Here is a 15,893-nt window from a genome sequence, read left to right on the forward strand (position 1 = left end):
CCCGCGCGCGACGCCCGGCCGCGTTCCTTCGCGGGCCCGGCTCAGTAGCGGGTGATCGCGGTGGGCCCGGACGTCGTGCCGATCGCGATGTGCGGTGCGCGGCCGGGGTCGGCCCACTTCAGGATGCGGACCATCGCCTCGGCCGGGACCGAGACACAGCCCGCCGTCGCGCCCTTGCCGTCGACGTGCAGGAAGATCCCGGCTCCCCGGCCGCGCACCGGCCGGTCGTAGTTGAAGCCGATCACCAGCGCGTGGGCGTACTGGACGTCGTACCCGATCAGCTGCTCGGCCTCCGCCGCGCGGCAGTCGGCCGGCAGCCCCTCGACCCAGCGGTTGTAGGCGCGCGAGTCGTTGTCCTGGCACCACCAGGACTGTTCGGTCACCGGGCGGTACCCGAAGCGGGTGCCCGCCGGGGCGGGACGGATACCGAAGGCGTACGGCAGGTCGTACAGCCCCGTCGGTGTGGTCGACGTGCCCTGGACCCGCTCCGTGCCCCGGACCAGCCCGCCGGAGCCGAACCGCGCGTCCGCCGAGCCCGCCTCCACCCAGTGCTCCCCGCGCCGCTCCCACCAGACGACCCGGCCGGTGGTGGCGCTCGTGCCCGGGGCCTCGGCGGTGATCAGCTGACTGCCGCCGCCCGTGTCGGCCATCCGTTCGGGCAGCGGGACGGTGGGGTCGGCGGACGCGGCGGGGCCCGCCACGACCGTGGCGGCGAGGGCCAGCAGGACGGAGCCGAGCGAGAGAAGGGTGCGCATGCCCGGACCGTATGCCGGACCGCCGCCGTGGGCCTCCCGGTCCGGGCCCGGTTACGCCGGACGGGGCGAGGACGCCTCGGCGGAGGCGCCCACGCCCACGGGCGGCGTGTCCGTGCGGGCGGGCAGCGGGAGCGGCAGCGCGGGCAGCCCGTCCAGGCTCACCCCCACGTACTCCTTCTTCTCGCAGTACGCCGCGAACTCGGTGTCCGTCTTGCGGCCGAAGTGCTCCGCGTGCTGGGTGCGTTCCTCCCGGTAGTCCAGGAAGGGCACGGCGAATCCGCACGAGTCGCTGATCCGTACCGCGCCGACCAGGATGATCGCCCGCGCGCTCGGCCCGTCCGCGTCCCCGAAGCGCGCGACGAGGTCGGCCCAGCGCGGATCGTCCCGGAACACCGGCTCCCCGCGCCCGTGCACCCGCAGGATCTTCGGTGGTCCGGTGAACGCGCACCACATCAGGGTGATGCGGCCGTTCTCCCGCAGGTGGGCGATGGTCTCGGCGCCGCTGCCGCCGAAGTCGAGATAGGCGAGCGTCGACTCGTCCAGCACGACGAGGCTGCCGGAGCGGCCCTTCGGCGAGACGTTGACATGGCCGTCGTCGGCGCGGGGGGCCGTCGCGGTGAAGAAGACGGGCTGTTCCTCGATGAACGTACGAATGCGGCCGTCGATCCGTTCGTAGAGCTTTCCCATGGCACCCATTGTCGGCGCCGTCCCTCGCGCGCGTCGAGAGCGCCCGGCGCCGGGGCCCGGTGGCGGGCGGCCCCGCACCCACGTTGACAAAACATACGGTGGATTGCATAGTTATACCCATCAGCCTATGCATCGTAAGGAGAAACCCGTGACCGAGCGCGTCGTACTCGCCTATTCGGGGGGCCTGGACACCTCCGTCGCCATCGGCTGGATCGCCGAGGAGACGGGCGCCGAGGTCATCGCGGTCGCCGTGGACGTCGGTCAGGGCGGCGAGGACCTCGACGTCATCCGCAAGCGCGCGCTCGCCTGCGGTGCCGTCGAGGCCGAGGTCGCCGACGCCAAGGACGAGTTCGCCGAGGAGTACTGCCTCCCGGCGATCAAGGCGAACGCGCTCTACATGGACCGCTACCCGCTGGTCTCGGCGCTCTCCCGGCCCACGATCGTCAAGCACCTGGTGGCCGCCGCCAAGAAGCACGGCGCCGACACCGTCGCCCACGGCTGCACCGGCAAGGGCAACGACCAGGTCCGCTTCGAGGCGGGCATCGTCGCCCTCGCCCCCGAGCTGAAGTGCATCGCCCCGGTCCGCGACTACGCGATGACCCGGGACAAGGCGATCGCCTTCTGCGAGGCGAAGAGCCTCCCGATCGCGACCACCAAGAAGTCCCCGTACTCCATCGACCAGAACGTCTTCGGGCGGGCCGTCGAGACGGGCTTCCTGGAGGACATCTGGAACGCCCCGATCGAGGACATCTACGAGTACACCTCCAACCCGGCGGAGCACCGCGAGGCCGACGAGGTCGTCATCTCCTTCAAGGAGGGCGTCCCGGTCGCGATCGACGGCAAGCCGGTCACGGTCCTCCAGGCGATCCAGCAGCTCAACGAGCGGGCGGGCGCCCAGGGCATCGGCCGGATCGACATGGTCGAGGACCGGCTCGTCGGCATCAAGTCCCGTGAGGTGTACGAGGCCCCGGGCGCCATCGCCCTGATCACCGCCCACCAGGAGCTGGAGAACGTCACAGTCGAGCGCGAACTGGCCCGCTACAAGCGGCAGGTCGAGCAGCGCTGGGGCGAGATGGTCTACGACGGCCTGTGGTTCTCCCCGCTGAAGCGCGCCCTGGACGGTTTCATCAACGAGGCCAACCAGCACGTCACCGGCGACATCCGGATGACCATGCACGGTGGCCGTGCCGTCGTCACCGGCCGGCGGTCGGAGGAGTCGCTGTACGACTTCAACCTGGCGACCTACGACTTGGGCGACACTTTCGACCAGTCCAAGGCGCAGGGCTTCATCGAACTGTTCGGCCTCTCGGCGAAGATCGCCGCGAAGCGCGACCAGGCCTGACGCGCGCAGGCGTAACGCGACCCGGCGTGGCGTGAGCCCGTCCGGCGCCAGGAGGACCGGAGTCCGGGGCGGAGCCCCGGTCCCGGGAAGGGGCGGGGCCGGGGAGACCCTCGCCCCGCCGCACCGGCACGTATCCAAGGAGCACCCCGTAGTGAGCAGCAACACCGGTGACGTCCGGCTCTGGGGCGGCCGTTTCGCCGACGGTCCCGCCGAGGCCCTGGCCGCGCTGTCGGCGTCCGTGCACTTCGACTGGCGCCTCGCGCCGTACGACATCGCGGGCTCCCGCGCCCACGCGCGCGTGCTCAACAAGGCCGGGCTCCTGGACGACGAGGAGCTGGACCGGATGCACGCCGGGCTGGACCGGCTGGAGGCGGCCGTCGCGGACGGCTCCTTCACCGGGACCGTCGCCGACGAGGACGTGCACACCGCCCTCGAACGGGGACTGCTCGAACAGCTCGGCGCGGATCTCGGCGGCAAGCTCCGGGCCGGCCGCTCCCGCAACGACCAGGTCGCCACCCTCTTCAAGATGTATCTGCGCGACCACGCGCGGATCATCGGCGGGCTGATCGCCGGGCTCCAGGACGCGCTCGTCGGACTCGCCGAGGCGCACCCGGACGTGGCCATGCCGGGCCGTACGCATCTCCAGCACGCCCAGCCGGTGCTCTTCGCCCACCATGTGCTGGCCCACGTGCAGTCCCTGTCGCGGGACGCGGAGCGGCTGCGGCAGTGGGACGAGCGGACGGCGGTGTCCCCGTACGGCTCCGGCGCGCTGGCCGGCTCGTCACTGGGCCTCGACCCGGAGGCGGTCGCGGCGGACCTCGGCTTCGAGCACGGCTCGGCCGCCAACTCGATCGACGGCACGGCCTCCCGGGACTTCGCCGCCGAGTTCGCCTTCATCACGGCGATGATCGGGGTCAATCTCTCCCGGATCGCCGAAGAGGTCATCATCTGGAACACGAAGGAGTTCTCCTTCGTCACCCTGCACGACGCGTTCTCCACCGGCTCCTCGATCATGCCGCAGAAGAAGAACCCGGACATCGCCGAGCTGGCGCGCGGCAAGTCGGGCCGGCTGATCGGCAATCTGACGGGGCTGCTCGCCACCCTGAAGGCGCTGCCCCTCGCGTACAACCGCGACCTCCAGGAGGACAAGGAGCCGGTCTTCGACTCCTGCGACCAGCTTGAGGTCCTGCTGCCCGCCTTCACCGGCATGATGGCGACGCTCACGGTCAACCGGGAGCGGATGGCGGAGCTGGCGCCCGCCGGTTTCTCGCTCGCCACCGACATCGCGGAGTGGCTGGTCCGGCAGGGCGTGCCGTTCCGGGTCGCGCACGAGGTCGCGGGCGAGTGCGTCAAGGTGTGCGAGAAGGAGGGCATCGAGCTGGACGAACTGACGGACGCGCAGTTCGCCTCGATCTCGGAGCATCTGACGCCGGAGGTCCGTACGGTCCTCGACGTCCGCGGCTCGCTGGCCTCCCGTGACGGGCGCGGCGGTACGGCGCCCTCGGCGGTCGCCGTCCAGCTCGCCGAGGTGAAGACCGGCCTCGCGCTCCAGCACGCGTGGGCGACGGCCAAGCAGTAGCCGGCGTGTACGACGCCGGGCGCGTACGGAGAGACCGGGGCGAGCCCGACCGCGTACGTGCCCGGCCGCCGCCGGTTGAGGGAGAGCGCGGTGGCCACGCCGCCGATGCCGGCCCCGAGCCCGCTGCCGCGTCCGGCTCCGGGCGGGTACGACGAAGCCGGACGGGCCGCGATCGCGGCCCGCCCGGCTTCGTCAGGTGCGTGTGGCCCGGCTCAGCCCAGCGTGGCGATCGCCTGGTTGAACGTCTTCGACGGACGCATCACGGCCTCGGCCTTCGCCGGGTCCGGCTGGTAGTAGCCGCCGATGTCGGCCGGCGCGCCCTGCACGGCCAGCAGTTCGTCCACGATCGTCCGCTCCTGCTCGCCCAGCGTCTTGGCGAGGTCCGCGAACGCGCCCGCGAGCTGCGTGTCGTCGGTCTGCTCCGCCAGCTCCCGCGCCCAGTACAGCGCCAGGTAGAAGTGGCTGCCCCGGTTGTCGATCCCGCCGACCTTGCGGCTGGGCGACTTGTTCTCGCTCAGGAACGAGCCGGTGGCACGGTCCAGCGTGTCGGCCAGCACCTGGGCGCGCGCGTTGCCGGTGGTGGTGGCCAGGTGCTCGAAGCTGACGGCCAGCGCGAGGAACTCGCCGAGGCTGTCCCAGCGCAGGTAGTTCTCCTTGACGAGCTGCTGCACGTGCTTGGGCGCGGAGCCGCCCGCGCCGGTCTCGAACAGCCCGCCGCCGTTGATCAGCGGCACGACCGACAGCATCTTGGCGCTCGTGCCGAGCTCCAGGATCGGGAAGAGGTCCGTCAGGTAGTCACGCAGGACGTTGCCGGTGACCGAGATGGTGTCCTCGCCGCGCCGGATGCGCTCCAGCGAGTACGCGATGGCCTCGACGGGCTTCTTGATCTCGATCGTGAGGCCGTCCGTGTCGTGTTCGGGGAGGTACGCCTCGACCTTGGCGATCAGGTTGGCGTCGTGCGCCCGGCCCTCGTCCAGCCAGAACACGGCCGGGTCGCCGGTGGCACGGGCACGGCCGACGGCCAGCTTCACCCAGTCCCGGATCGGCACGTCCTTGGTCTGGCACATCCGGAACACGTCGCCGGCGCTGACCGCCTGCTCCAGTACGGCCTCGCCCGCCGCGTCCAGGACACGAACCGTGCCGGTGGCGGGGATCTCGAAGGTCTTGTCGTGGCTGCCGTACTCCTCGGCCGCCCGCGCCATCAGACCGACGTTGGACACCGAGCCCATGGTCGACGGGTCGTAGGCGCCGTGGGCGCGGCAGTCGTCGATGACGACCTGGTAGATGCCCGCGTAGCTGCTGTCGGGGATGACGGCGAGCGTGTCGGCCTCGGCGCCGTCCGGGCCCCACATGTGGCCGGAGGTGCGGATCATGGCGGGCATGGAGGCGTCGACGATGACGTCGCTCGGGACGTGCAGATTGGTGATGCCCTTGTCGGAGTCGACCATCGCGAGGGCCGGGCCCTCGGCCAGCTCGGCCGTGAAGGACTCCGCGATCCCGGTCCCCCCGGGCAGCGACTCCAGGCCCTTGAGGATGCCGCCGAGGCCGTCGTTGGGGCTCAGCCCGGCGGCGGCGAGCGCCTGGCCGTGCTCGGCGAAGGTCTTCGGGAAGAAGGCACGCACGGTGTGACCGAAGATGATCGGGTCCGAGACCTTCATCATGGTCGCCTTGAGGTGCACCGAGAACAGCACGTCCTCGGCCTTGGCGCGGGCGATCTGCGCCGTGAGGAACTCGCGCAGCGCGGCCACCCGCATCGTGGACACGTCCACGACCTCACCGGCCTGTACGGGCACCGACTCGCGCAGGACCGTGGTGCTGCCGTCGTCGCCCGCCAGCTCGATCCGCAGCGTGCCGTCCCCGGCGATCACGGTGGACTTCTCGGTGGAGCGGAAGTCGTCGCCGTCCATGTGCGCGACGTTCGTCTTCGACTCGGCCGTCCAGGCGCCCATCCGGTGCGGGTGCGCCTTGGCGTAGTTCTTCACCGAGGCGGGGGCGCGGCGGTCCGAGTTGCCCTCGCGCAGCACCGGGTTGACGGCGCTGCCCTTGACCTTGTCGTAACGCGCCCGTACGTCCCGGTCCTCGTCGGACTTCGGGTCGTCCGGGTAGTCGGGCAGCGCGTAACCCTGCTGCTGGAGCTCGGCGATCGCGGCCTTCAGCTGGGGGATCGACGCCGAGATGTTCGGCAGCTTGATGATGTTCGCCTCGGGCGTCTTGGCGAGGTCGCCGAGTTCCGCGAGCGCGTCGTCGATCCGCTGTCCCGCGTCGAGACGGTCGGCGAAACCGGCGATGATCCGTCCCGCCAGGGAGATGTCACGGCGCTCCACCGTGACCCCGGCCGTCGAGGCATACGCCTCGACCACAGGCAGGAACGAGTAGGTCGCCAAGGCCGGGGCCTCGTCGGTGTGCGTGTAAATGATGGTCGAGTCTGTCACCGGGTGCTCCGCTCCACGTCTGCAACATTGCTCGACATCAAGATATCCCGTGACCGGGTCCTGTTCGACAGTGCCCCGTGAGGGTTCGGTAATCGCCCGTGTCGAACACCACATGGTCTGAATGAGACATGAGTGTCTCATTCGGTCTATCGTCGTCTCATGACAGTCGACCGTGACCAGGTGCTCCGTACGGCAGCCGCCCTCCTCACCCGCAAGGCCACCGCCACCATGGACGAGGTCGCGCGGGCCTCCGGCATCGGCCGGGCCACCCTGCACCGGCACTTCGCCGGGCGGGACGCCCTGGTCAGGGCGCTGGAGGAGAAGGGCATCCAGGAGTTCGAGACGGCGCTGGACACCGCGCGGACGGACGAGGGACCGGCGGGCGACGCGCTGCGCAGGCTCGTCGCCGGGGTCGAGCCCGCCGCCGGGCTGCTGGCCTTCCTCGTCACCGAGAACCAGCTCTTCGAGGGCGAGGTGAACGAGGGCTGGGACCGGCTCGACGCCCGCGTCTCCGCGCTTTTCCGGCGCGGACAGGAGCGGGGGGAGTTCCGGATCGATCTGCCGCCCGCCTGGCTCACGGAGGCGTTCTACGGACTGGTCGGCGCCTGCGCCTGGGCCGTCCAGGACGGCCGGGTCGCGGGCCGGGACTTCACCCACATGGTCGCCGAGCTGCTGCTCGGCGGGGCACGACGGAGCGACACGTGACAAACGGTTCCCTTCTCCCGGCACAGACAGCGCAGGCACTACAGGGAGCACGGGCAGCACAGGCAGCCGAGACAGCACAGGCACTTCAGGCACCACAGGCACCACAGGCACCACAGGCAGTGGAGACGGCGCGGGCAGCGAAGATGGCATCGAAGACAGGGCTGACGACACGGGCGGCACGGGCGGCGGAGGCAGCACGCGGGCACGGCCCCGGCCGCCCCGGCCGCTGGCTCGCGCTGTCCGTCCTCGTCCTGGCCGTGCTGCTGGTGGCGGTCGACGCCACGGTGCTCGGCCTCGCCACCCCGTTCCTCAGCGAGGACCTCCGGCCGTCCGGTACGCAGTTGCTCTGGATCGGTGACATCTACTCGTTCGTCATCGCCGGCCTGCTCGTCTCCATGGGCGCTCTCGGCGACCGGATCGGCCGCAAGCGACTGCTCCTGATCGGCGCCGTCGCCTTCGGCGCGGTCTCCGTGCTCAACGCCTACGCGACCAGCCCCGGGATGATGATCGTCGCGCGGGCCCTGCTCGGTGTCGCCGGGGCGACCCTGATGCCCGCCACGCTCGCCCTGATCCGCACCCTCTTCCACGACCCGAAGGAGCGCAGCCTCGCCATCGGCGTCTGGGGCGCCGCCGCGTCGGCGGGCGCGGCCGTGGGCCCCGTCGTCGGCGGATTCCTGCTGGAGCACTTCTGGTGGGGTTCGGTCTTCCTGATCAACCTGCCCGTCATGGCGGTCCTCGTCGTCGTCGGCGCCCGGCTGCTGCCGGAGTCGAAGAACCCGGCGCCCGGCCCCTGGGACCTGCCGGGCGTCCTGCTGTCCCTCGTCGGGATCGTCGGTGTCGTGTACGCCGTCAAGGAGGCCGCCGCGCACGGGCCGGGCTGGGACGTCGCCGCCGCTGCCGTCGCCGGTGTCACCGCGCTCGTACGGTTCGTCCGCAGACAGCTCCGCATCCGTCACCCGCTGCTGGACATGCGGCTGTTCGCGCATCGCGGCTTCTCCGGGGCGGTCCTGGCCGACCTGCTGACGATCCTGGGCCTGTCCGGGCTGGTGTTCTTCCTGTCGCAGTATCTGCAACTCGTCCAGGGGCGCGGCCCGCTGGAGGCCGGGCTGGCCGAACTGCCCGCCGCCGTGGGCGCCGTGGTGGCGGGTCTGCTCGCGGGCCGGGCCGCGCGGCGGTTCTCCGTACGGCTGGTGGTGGCCGGCGGCCTCGCCGCCGTCGGCCTGGCGACCGGCTGCCTCGTCGTCCTGAGCCAGCACACCGGCTACCCGCTGCTGGGCGCCGTGCTGCTGGTCGTCGGCGCGGGCGGCGGATTCTCCTTCACGGTGACGGCGGACGTGATCCTCACCGCCGTCCCCGGGGACCAGGCGGGCGCGGCCTCGGCGGTGTCGGAGACCGCGTACGAGCTCGGCGCCGCCCTCGGTATCGCCGTCCTCGGCTCGATCGTCACGGGTGTCTACCGGGGGTTCCCGGCCCCGGCGGGTGTCCCGGACGGCGCGACGGCCGCCGCGCACGAGTCACTGGGCGGCGCGGTACGGGTGGCCGACGGCCTGCCCGCCCATCAGGGGGCGGAACTGGTCGCCGCCGCGCAGGAGGCGTTCGTCCACGGCCTGCGCATCGCGGCCGGGGCGGGCGCGGTGGTACTGCTGGCGACCTCGGTGGTGGCCTGGTTCCTGCTGCGCGGTCAGCGGCTGGGCGACAGCCCGGCGGAGAGCGCCGCCGACAGCCCGGCGGGTGAGGTGGCCGACGGCGCCCGGGAGCCGGAGCGCGCCGCGCGCTGAGGCACCGGGGACGGCGGCAGGGCCGAATGGCGGTATGCGGCGGTACGGCGGCCGGGCTCAGGCCGCCTTCGCCTTGGTGGCGTACATGTCCACGTACTCCTGCCCGCCGAGCCGCATGACCTCGGTCATCACGGAGTCGGTCACCGCCCGCAGCACATAGCGGTCGCGGTCCATGCCGTCGTACCGCGAGAACTCCATGGGCGCGCCGAAGCGGACCGTCACCCGGCTCGGCCGGGGCATGCCCGACCCGTTCGGCTGGATCTTGTCCGTGCCGATCATCGCGAACGGGACGACGGGCGCGCCGGTCATCAGGGTGAGGCGCGCGATGCCCGTACGGCCCCGGTACAGCCGCCCGTCGGGCGAGCGCGTGCCCTCCGGGTAGATGCCGAACATGTGCCCGTCCTCCAGCACCCGACGGCCCGTCATCAGCGCCGCGACACCGCCGCGTCCGCCGTCCCGGTCGACCGGGATCATGCCGCAGCTGGTGAAGAACCAGGCCATCAGCCGGCCCTTCAGGCCCTTGCCCGTGACGTACTCGTCCTTGCCGATGAAGAAGACCGGGCGGCTGCCGCAGACCAGCGGCAGGATCATCGAGTCGATGAAGGTCAGGTGATTGCCGGCCAGGATCACCGGGCCCGTCCCGGGGATGTGCTCGGCGCCCTCCACCCGTGGCCGGAACATCAGGCGCAAGATCGGTCCGAGCACTGCCTTGACGAGCGCCAAGCGGGACAACGGGGTCCTCCGGTGATGGGGAGCGGTGAGAGCGGTCCGGCGAACTCTCTGCAGGTGAGGACGATACTCGCGGGTCGGCCCCCCGCGCACATCGGTTCACCGAACGGATACACGGTGTTGACACGAGTTTCCGGTGTGTTCGCGCCAGGTCTGCCCCCCGTACGGGACCGGCTGTCTACGATCAAGCCGCGTTTGACAGGTGCGGGACAGCACATGGACATCACATCAAGGAGCGTTCATGACACAGGGTGCGCGAAACATTCCGGGGCGCCGGACCGTGCTGGGAGCGGCGGTGCTCGGCTCGGCCGCACTCGGTCTCCCGGCGGCCACGGCCGCTACGGCGCACGCCGACGGGCGCGACGGCCGCCACCGTCCGCCGCACAAGGGCCTGCCGGTCCCGACGATCATCGGTCACCGGGGTGCCAGCGGCTACCGCCCCGAGCACACCCTCGGCTCGTACCAGCACGCGCTCGACCTCGGCGCGCACATCATCGAGCAGGACCTCGTGCCCACCAAGGACGGGCACCTCGTCTGCCGGCACGAGAACGACATCACCGGGACCACGGACGTCGCCGACCACCCCGAGTTCGCGAGCCGCCGCACGACCAAGAGCGTCGACGGGGTCAGCCTGACCGGCTGGTTCACCGAGGACTTCACGCTGGCCGAGCTCAAGACGCTGCGCGCCAAGGAGCGCATCCCCACGCAGCGCCGCAACAGCACGCTCTACAACGGCCGTTGGGAGATCCCCACCTTCGAGGAGGTGCTGCGCTGGGCCGACGAGCAGGGCCGGCGCCGGGGCGGGCCCGTGTGGCTGTACGTCGAGACGAAGCACCCCACCTACTTCCGGGGCCTCGGCCTCGGCCTGGAGGAGCGGCTGGCGAAGCTGCTGCGCCGCTACGGCAAGGACCGCCACGACGCGCCGGTCTTCCTCCAGTCCTTCGAGCCCACCAGCATGCAGCGCATGGCGAAGCTCGTTTCGACCCCGCGTGTGGTGCTGTTCGACGCGGCCGACACCCAGCCGTGGGACTTCAAGCAGTCGGGCGACCCGCGCTTCGTCCGGGACCTCGTCACGCCGCAGGGCCTGAAGTGGATCGCCTCGTTCGCGCAGGGCATCGGCCCCTGGGTGGACCTGATCATCCCCAGGGACGCGACCGGCAAGCTCGGCAGGCCGACCACGCTGGTGCGTGACGCGCACGCCAAGGGCCTGATCCTGCACCCGTACACGATGCGCAACGAGAACAGCTTCCTGCCGGCCGACTTCCGGGTCGGGACCGACCCCAACGCGTACGGCGACGCCTTCGGGGCCTTCAAGGTCTACTTCGAGCAGGGCATCGACGGCATCTTCACCGACAACCCGGACACGGGCCTGCTGGCCGCCGCGGACTTCAACAAGAACTGACGTCGCCCGCGTCCGGCAGCACCGGACCGGCCGCCGGCGCGGACGTGCCGCGCCGGCGGACACGTGCCCCGGCCGGGACCTCCCGGCCGGGGCGCAACCGTTCCTCGTGGGGCCCGAGTTGGGGACGGGACGGCGCCGTACTGGGCACGGAGCGGCGGAACGTACACCGGAATCCGTGCCACCGCCGACCGGAGGCCGACGGGGAGCCACGGGGGAGCCGGCTGGGAAGTCGCCGCAGGATTTCCCCGCCCGCCGGGGAAACGCAGGAGAGTCGGCTATCTCACAGGTGAAATTGCGGTCCCGCCATTCCGGATGCCTGCGATGCCCGCGCAGAATGCTCACCACAGAGGTTGCGGCTCCTGAACTCCGGGGAAAGGAGCGGTAGACAACCGGCGGCGGCAGGTGAGCGGGAGGCATGCACGTATGGGCATGAGTGTGACCATCTCAGCGGCGGGTGCGGAGGACGCGGAACACATCCTCAAGCTCCAGTACCTGTGTTACCAGAGCGAGGCCGAGCTCTACGGCGACTACGGCATCGAGCCGTTGACGCAGACCCTGGACGACCTCAAGGCGGAGATAGCCCGCGGTCACGCGCTGGTGGCCCGGCTCGGCGGTGAAGTCGTCGCGTCCGTAAGGGGCGTGGTCGACGCCGAGGGCACCGCCCGCATCGACAAGCTCATCGTCCACCCCCGGATGCGCCACCACGGTCTCGGCGGGCGGCTGCTCGACGCGATCGAGGGCAGCTTCGCCGGTGACACGTCGGCCAGGCGCTTCCAGCTCTTCGCCGGTCACCGCAGCGAGGGCAATCTGCGGCTCTACCGCAGCAAGGGATACGCGCCGGTGGCCAGCGAGTCGGCCGGTCGCGGCCTCACGCTCGTGACGCTGGAGAAGGAAGCGGCCGGCGCGGCCTTCGTCGCCAGCGCCTGACGGCGGGCGTCACGCGCGACCGCCCCGGCGCCGACGCGTGACGCCCCACCCACCGCCGACAGCCAGGAGCCTCCGGGTCACGCCCGGCGGGACCCGCGCAGCCAGAGCATCCCCGTGAGCGGCAGCAGCACGGGAATGAAGAGGTACCCCCAGCCGAACCCGGACCAGACCGTCGCGTCCGGGAAGGCGGAGGCGTCCACGAGCGTCCAGGTCCCCACGGTGAGGACCCCGACGAGTTCCCCGGCGCAGCACACCAGTGCCGCCCTGCGGGCCCTCTCACCGCCCCGTACGAGCGTGTAGGTGATGAACACGTACACGACGGCGGCGACGCCCGACAGCGTGTACGCCAGGGGTGCCCGGTCGAACTTGGTGGAGATCTCGAAGGCGGTCCGCGACACCGCGCCGACCGACATCACGCCGTACAGCCACACGAGCAGCAGGCCCGGCCCCTGGATCAGCCGGGTCCGGCCCGCCGGGCGCGCCCCGGCGGCCGGCGCGACGTCCGCCCCGGAGCCCGCCCCGGCGCCCGTTCCCACTTCGGCGCCCGCGCCCGTTCCCGCCCCGGCGCCCGTTCCCGCTCCTGTTCCGGTGGTCACCGTCAGCCTCCCCAGATGTCGTACAGCCGCACTTCGAGCACGGCGAGGACCACGGCGCCGGCGGCGACCGTGGCCGAGCCCCAGCGGGTCCGTTCGGCCAGCGACAGGAAACCGGCCGCCGGAACCGACGCGAACGCGCCGATCAGATACGCCACGAAGATCACCGAGCCCTGGGCCGGGTCCTCGCCGCGTGCCAACTGGACAATGCCGACGATCAGTTGGACGAACGCCAGCAGTGTGACCACGGCCATGCCGATGAAGTGCCGGTCCTTGGTCGGCTGATCCCGCGACGCGGCGATCCCGCACCAGGCGGCGAGGACGAGGGCGGCCACGGAGACCGCGACCGTCAGGGCGACAAGCATGACGACGAGAGTATTACGGGCCGAAACGCCCGGTGCGATCGCCCCGGCCGGGGCCGGACCACCCACCGCCGGTCCGCCCGCGCGACTCCCCGGCAATTCCCGCGTCAATCCGGTACGAGCCCCCCACACCCCGCCCGTGTGCGGGGCCCACCCGATACTGCATGCTGTGCGTTTACGACGGACTGAGGCATGGAGCTGCGCATGACCCCCACCTTTCCGGACGTTTCCATCAGCACCGAGCGGCTGGTGCTACGCGCGTTCGAGATCGCGGACATTCCGGCCTACACCGAGATGATGAACGACGAACCGGTCGTCGGGTGGATGTCGGCGCCGTACCCGTACACCGGCCAGGACGCCGAGGAATGGGTGCGCCGCCTCGCTCCGGCGGAACGCACCAAGGGGCGCGGACTGGTCTTCGCCGTCACCGAGTTCCTGACCCAGCGCCTCGTCGGTCTCACCCGCCTCCAGAACACCGACTGGCGCACCCGCGCGACCGAGGTCTCGTACATCACCGCCCCCTGGGCGCGCGGTGAGGGTTACGCCACCGAATCGGTGCTCGCCGTCGCGCAGTGGCTCTTCCGCGACCAGACCTTCGAGCGCATCGAGTTGCGCACCGCCGCCGACAACACCGCGGCCCAGCAGGTCGCGCAGAAGGCCGGCTGCATCAGCGAGGGAGTCCTGCGCAACGCCTGGATAGCGCGCACGCGTACGGAGGCCGGCTGGACCGACATCCGTACGGATCTCATCGTCTGGAGCCTGCTGCCCGAGGACCTCGAAGGCGTCGCCGACCAGATGGCGGACGCCGGCGGCTACGGGGCCTACCCCGACTGGAACTGAGCCCCGCCGTCCACCTCGGCGGAGCCGGCGAGGGCGACGGCCCGCGCGCTCCCGCACCCCCGGCGGACCGCACCCCGGCCGACGGGTACCCTCACACGCACCGCCCCGACGCGGACCCGGCCCGCACGACCCGTCCGCGACGGCTCCGGCCTGCGGCGAAACAGCCCGACGACCTGGCACGACGGCCCGATACGGCACCACCAGCCGGCGCGACGGCCCGGCACGGCAGCACGACCCGCCACCACGTCCCGGCACGACGGACCGACCGCCCCACCCGGCGACCGGACCGGATCCGACGACCCGGCAGCACGACTCCGCACCACGACCCGACCGCCCGACGACCCAGGGGAGACTGACGACGATGGCCGACCGCGTGACGGTGATCGGCTGGGACGGCACGCCCCTCGCGCCCGCGGCCACGTCCGCCCTCGCCGCCGCCACCCTGGTGGCCGGGGCCGCCCACCATCTCGCCCTGCCGGAGATACCGCCCGACGCCGAACGCGTCCGCCTCGGCAGTATCGACCTCGCCGCCCGCCGGATCGCCGGACACCGCGGCAGCGCCGTCGTCCTCGCCGACGGCGACCCCGGATTCTTCGGAGTCGTCCGCACCCTCCGCGCCCCCGAGCACGGACTCGAGGTCGAGGTCGTCCCCGCCGTCTCCGCCGTGGCCACCGCCTTCGCCCGCGCCGGGATGCCCTGGGACGACGCCCGGGTGGTGGTCGCCCAGCAGCGCACCCTGCGCCGCGCGGTCAATGTGTGCCGGGCCCACACCAAGGTCGCCGTCCTCACCTCCCCGGGCGCCGGACCCGCCGAACTCGCCCTGCTCCTCCAGGGAGTTCACCGCACCTTCGTCATCTGCGAGGAACTGGGCACCGACCGCGAACAGGTCACCGTCCTCACCTCCGACAAGGCCGCCGACCACGTCTGGCGCGATCCCAACGTGGTCCTCGTCGTCGGCGGCATCGGCACCGCGCCCGTCCGCACCGGCGGCTGGATCGCCGGCCACGACGCCGAGTACCCGCCCGCCGTGCGCGGTTGGGCGCTGCCCTCCGAGGAGTACGGCATCGACCTCGGCGAGGGCGAGTCGACCTGGCTGCGCGCGGCCCAGCTGGCCCGGCTCGGCGCCCGGACCGGCGACCTGGTCTGGGACATCGGGTCCGGCAGCGGCGCGGTCGCCGCCGAGGCGGGACGCCTCGGAGCCGCCGTGATCGCCGTCGACGCGGAACCGGGGGCGTGCGCGAGTACGGCCGCCGCCGCCCGGCGCGCCGGTGTACAGCTCGAAGTCGTGGAAGGCCGCGCGCCCCAGGTGCTGGAGGACCTGCCCGAGCCCGACGTCGTACGCATCGGCGGCGGGGGACTGGACGTCGTCGTCGCCTGCGCCGACCGCAGACCCGCGCGCATCGTGACCCACGCGGCGACCCGGGACGACGCCGAGGCGATCTGCGCGGCCCTCCGCGAGGGCGGTTACACGGTGGAGTGCGTACTGCTCCAGTCCGTCGACATGGACACCGGAGCCTGGCTGGAGCGCGAACGCTCCGTCGTCTTCCTGGTCGTCGGCAGCCGGCCCGACCGCGCCCACTGATCCGGTGCGATTCGGCCCTCCCTACCTGGCAGACCGTGGCTGTCAGCGGCGCGAGGTACGCTGAGCGACCGTTGTACCGCGGCCGGGCGTTCGTCGGTTCGTTCGTCAATGTCCGGAAAAGGGGGGCGGTTTGGCCCCTCATGTGGTACGGCTGCACCGGGGGAGGCGCAACGTGGCGCA

At 71.9% G+C, this 15,893-nt stretch carries 14 protein-coding genes; 8 read left to right on the plus strand and 6 right to left on the minus strand.

Annotated elements, in window-relative coordinates; translation table 11 throughout:
• Positions 1-41: 41 nt before the first annotated feature.
• Both OG875_RS26375 and OG875_RS26380 read right to left on the minus strand, forming a co-directional pair.
• Entirely contained in the window at positions 42-755 is a 714-nt protein-coding gene (locus tag OG875_RS26375) for a L,D-transpeptidase family protein (protein WP_330176721.1), read from the minus strand.
• Positions 756-806: 51 nt separating this feature from the next.
• Positions 807-1,442 carry a pyridoxamine 5'-phosphate oxidase family protein gene (locus OG875_RS26380; RefSeq protein ID WP_330176722.1) on the minus strand — a complete coding sequence of 212 codons (636 nt, stop codon included), beginning with the start codon at positions 1,440-1,442 and terminating at the stop codon, positions 807-809.
• 148 nt (positions 1,443-1,590) lie between these two features.
• Between OG875_RS26380 and OG875_RS26385 the strand changes: the two genes are divergently transcribed.
• Positions 1,591-2,784 (plus strand): argininosuccinate synthase, encoded by a 1,194-nt coding sequence (locus OG875_RS26385; RefSeq protein ID WP_330176723.1) that lies wholly within the window; start codon positions 1,591-1,593, stop codon positions 2,782-2,784.
• A gap of 151 nt (positions 2,785-2,935) precedes the next feature.
• Positions 2,936-4,363: an argininosuccinate lyase gene (gene argH, locus OG875_RS26390; protein WP_330176724.1), complete on the plus strand. Its 1,428-nt coding sequence runs from the start codon at positions 2,936-2,938 to the stop codon at positions 4,361-4,363.
• Between the two features lie 212 nt (positions 4,364-4,575).
• On the opposite strand, the gene OG875_RS26395 is transcribed toward argH, so the two are convergent.
• A complete protein-coding gene (locus OG875_RS26395) occupies positions 4,576-6,795 on the minus strand; it encodes an NADP-dependent isocitrate dehydrogenase (RefSeq protein ID WP_330176725.1) in 2,220 nt (739 codons plus the stop codon).
• Positions 6,796-6,954: 159 nt separating this feature from the next.
• Between OG875_RS26395 and OG875_RS26400 the strand changes: the two genes are divergently transcribed.
• Together OG875_RS26400 and OG875_RS26405 are read left to right on the plus strand one after the other, a co-directional pair.
• Positions 6,955-7,500, plus strand: a complete 546-nt coding sequence (locus OG875_RS26400) for a TetR/AcrR family transcriptional regulator (protein WP_330176726.1) — start codon at positions 6,955-6,957, stop codon at positions 7,498-7,500.
• Between the two features lie 143 nt (positions 7,501-7,643).
• The gene (locus tag OG875_RS26405; protein WP_330176727.1) at positions 7,644-9,278 is read left to right on the plus strand and encodes an MFS transporter; all 1,635 of its coding nucleotides are present in this window, start codon (positions 7,644-7,646) and stop codon (positions 9,276-9,278) included.
• A 57-nt stretch (positions 9,279-9,335) separates the two neighbouring features.
• Here OG875_RS26405 and OG875_RS26410 read toward each other — a convergent pair whose 3' ends face one another.
• Entirely contained in the window at positions 9,336-10,010 is a 675-nt protein-coding gene (locus tag OG875_RS26410; protein WP_330176728.1) for a lysophospholipid acyltransferase family protein, read from the minus strand.
• Positions 10,011-10,248: 238 nt separating this feature from the next.
• Here OG875_RS26410 and OG875_RS26415 point away from each other — a divergent pair, with 238 nt between their 5' ends.
• Together OG875_RS26415 and OG875_RS26420 are read left to right on the plus strand one after the other, a co-directional pair.
• Complete coding sequence (locus tag OG875_RS26415) at positions 10,249-11,409, plus strand: glycerophosphodiester phosphodiesterase (RefSeq protein WP_330176729.1); 1,161 nt, start codon at positions 10,249-10,251, stop codon at positions 11,407-11,409.
• A 423-nt stretch (positions 11,410-11,832) separates the two neighbouring features.
• Entirely contained in the window at positions 11,833-12,336 is a 504-nt protein-coding gene (locus OG875_RS26420; RefSeq protein WP_330176730.1) for a GNAT family N-acetyltransferase, read from the plus strand.
• A gap of 77 nt (positions 12,337-12,413) precedes the next feature.
• Here the strand turns inward: OG875_RS26420 and OG875_RS26425 are convergent, their stop codons facing one another.
• Together OG875_RS26425 and OG875_RS26430 are read right to left on the minus strand one after the other, a co-directional pair.
• Complete coding sequence (locus tag OG875_RS26425) at positions 12,414-12,794, minus strand: hypothetical protein (RefSeq protein ID WP_330177916.1); 381 nt, start codon at positions 12,792-12,794, stop codon at positions 12,414-12,416.
• A gap of 140 nt (positions 12,795-12,934) precedes the next feature.
• Entirely contained in the window at positions 12,935-13,294 is a 360-nt protein-coding gene (locus tag OG875_RS26430; protein WP_330176731.1) for a hypothetical protein, read from the minus strand.
• Between the two features lie 201 nt (positions 13,295-13,495).
• Here OG875_RS26430 and OG875_RS26435 point away from each other — a divergent pair, with 201 nt between their 5' ends.
• Both OG875_RS26435 and cbiE read left to right on the plus strand, forming a co-directional pair.
• On the plus strand, positions 13,496-14,131 hold the full coding sequence (locus tag OG875_RS26435) for a GNAT family N-acetyltransferase (protein WP_330176732.1): 636 nt from the start codon (positions 13,496-13,498) through the stop codon (positions 14,129-14,131).
• 361 nt (positions 14,132-14,492) lie between these two features.
• Positions 14,493-15,713, plus strand: a complete 1,221-nt coding sequence (cbiE, locus tag OG875_RS26440) for a precorrin-6y C5,15-methyltransferase (decarboxylating) subunit CbiE (protein ID WP_330176733.1) — start codon at positions 14,493-14,495, stop codon at positions 15,711-15,713.
• Positions 15,714-15,893 lie beyond the last annotated feature (180 nt).

The sequence above is a fragment of the Streptomyces sp. NBC_01498 genome, from assembly GCF_036327775.1.
In the GTDB taxonomy this organism is placed as follows: domain Bacteria; phylum Actinomycetota; class Actinomycetes; order Streptomycetales; family Streptomycetaceae; genus Streptomyces.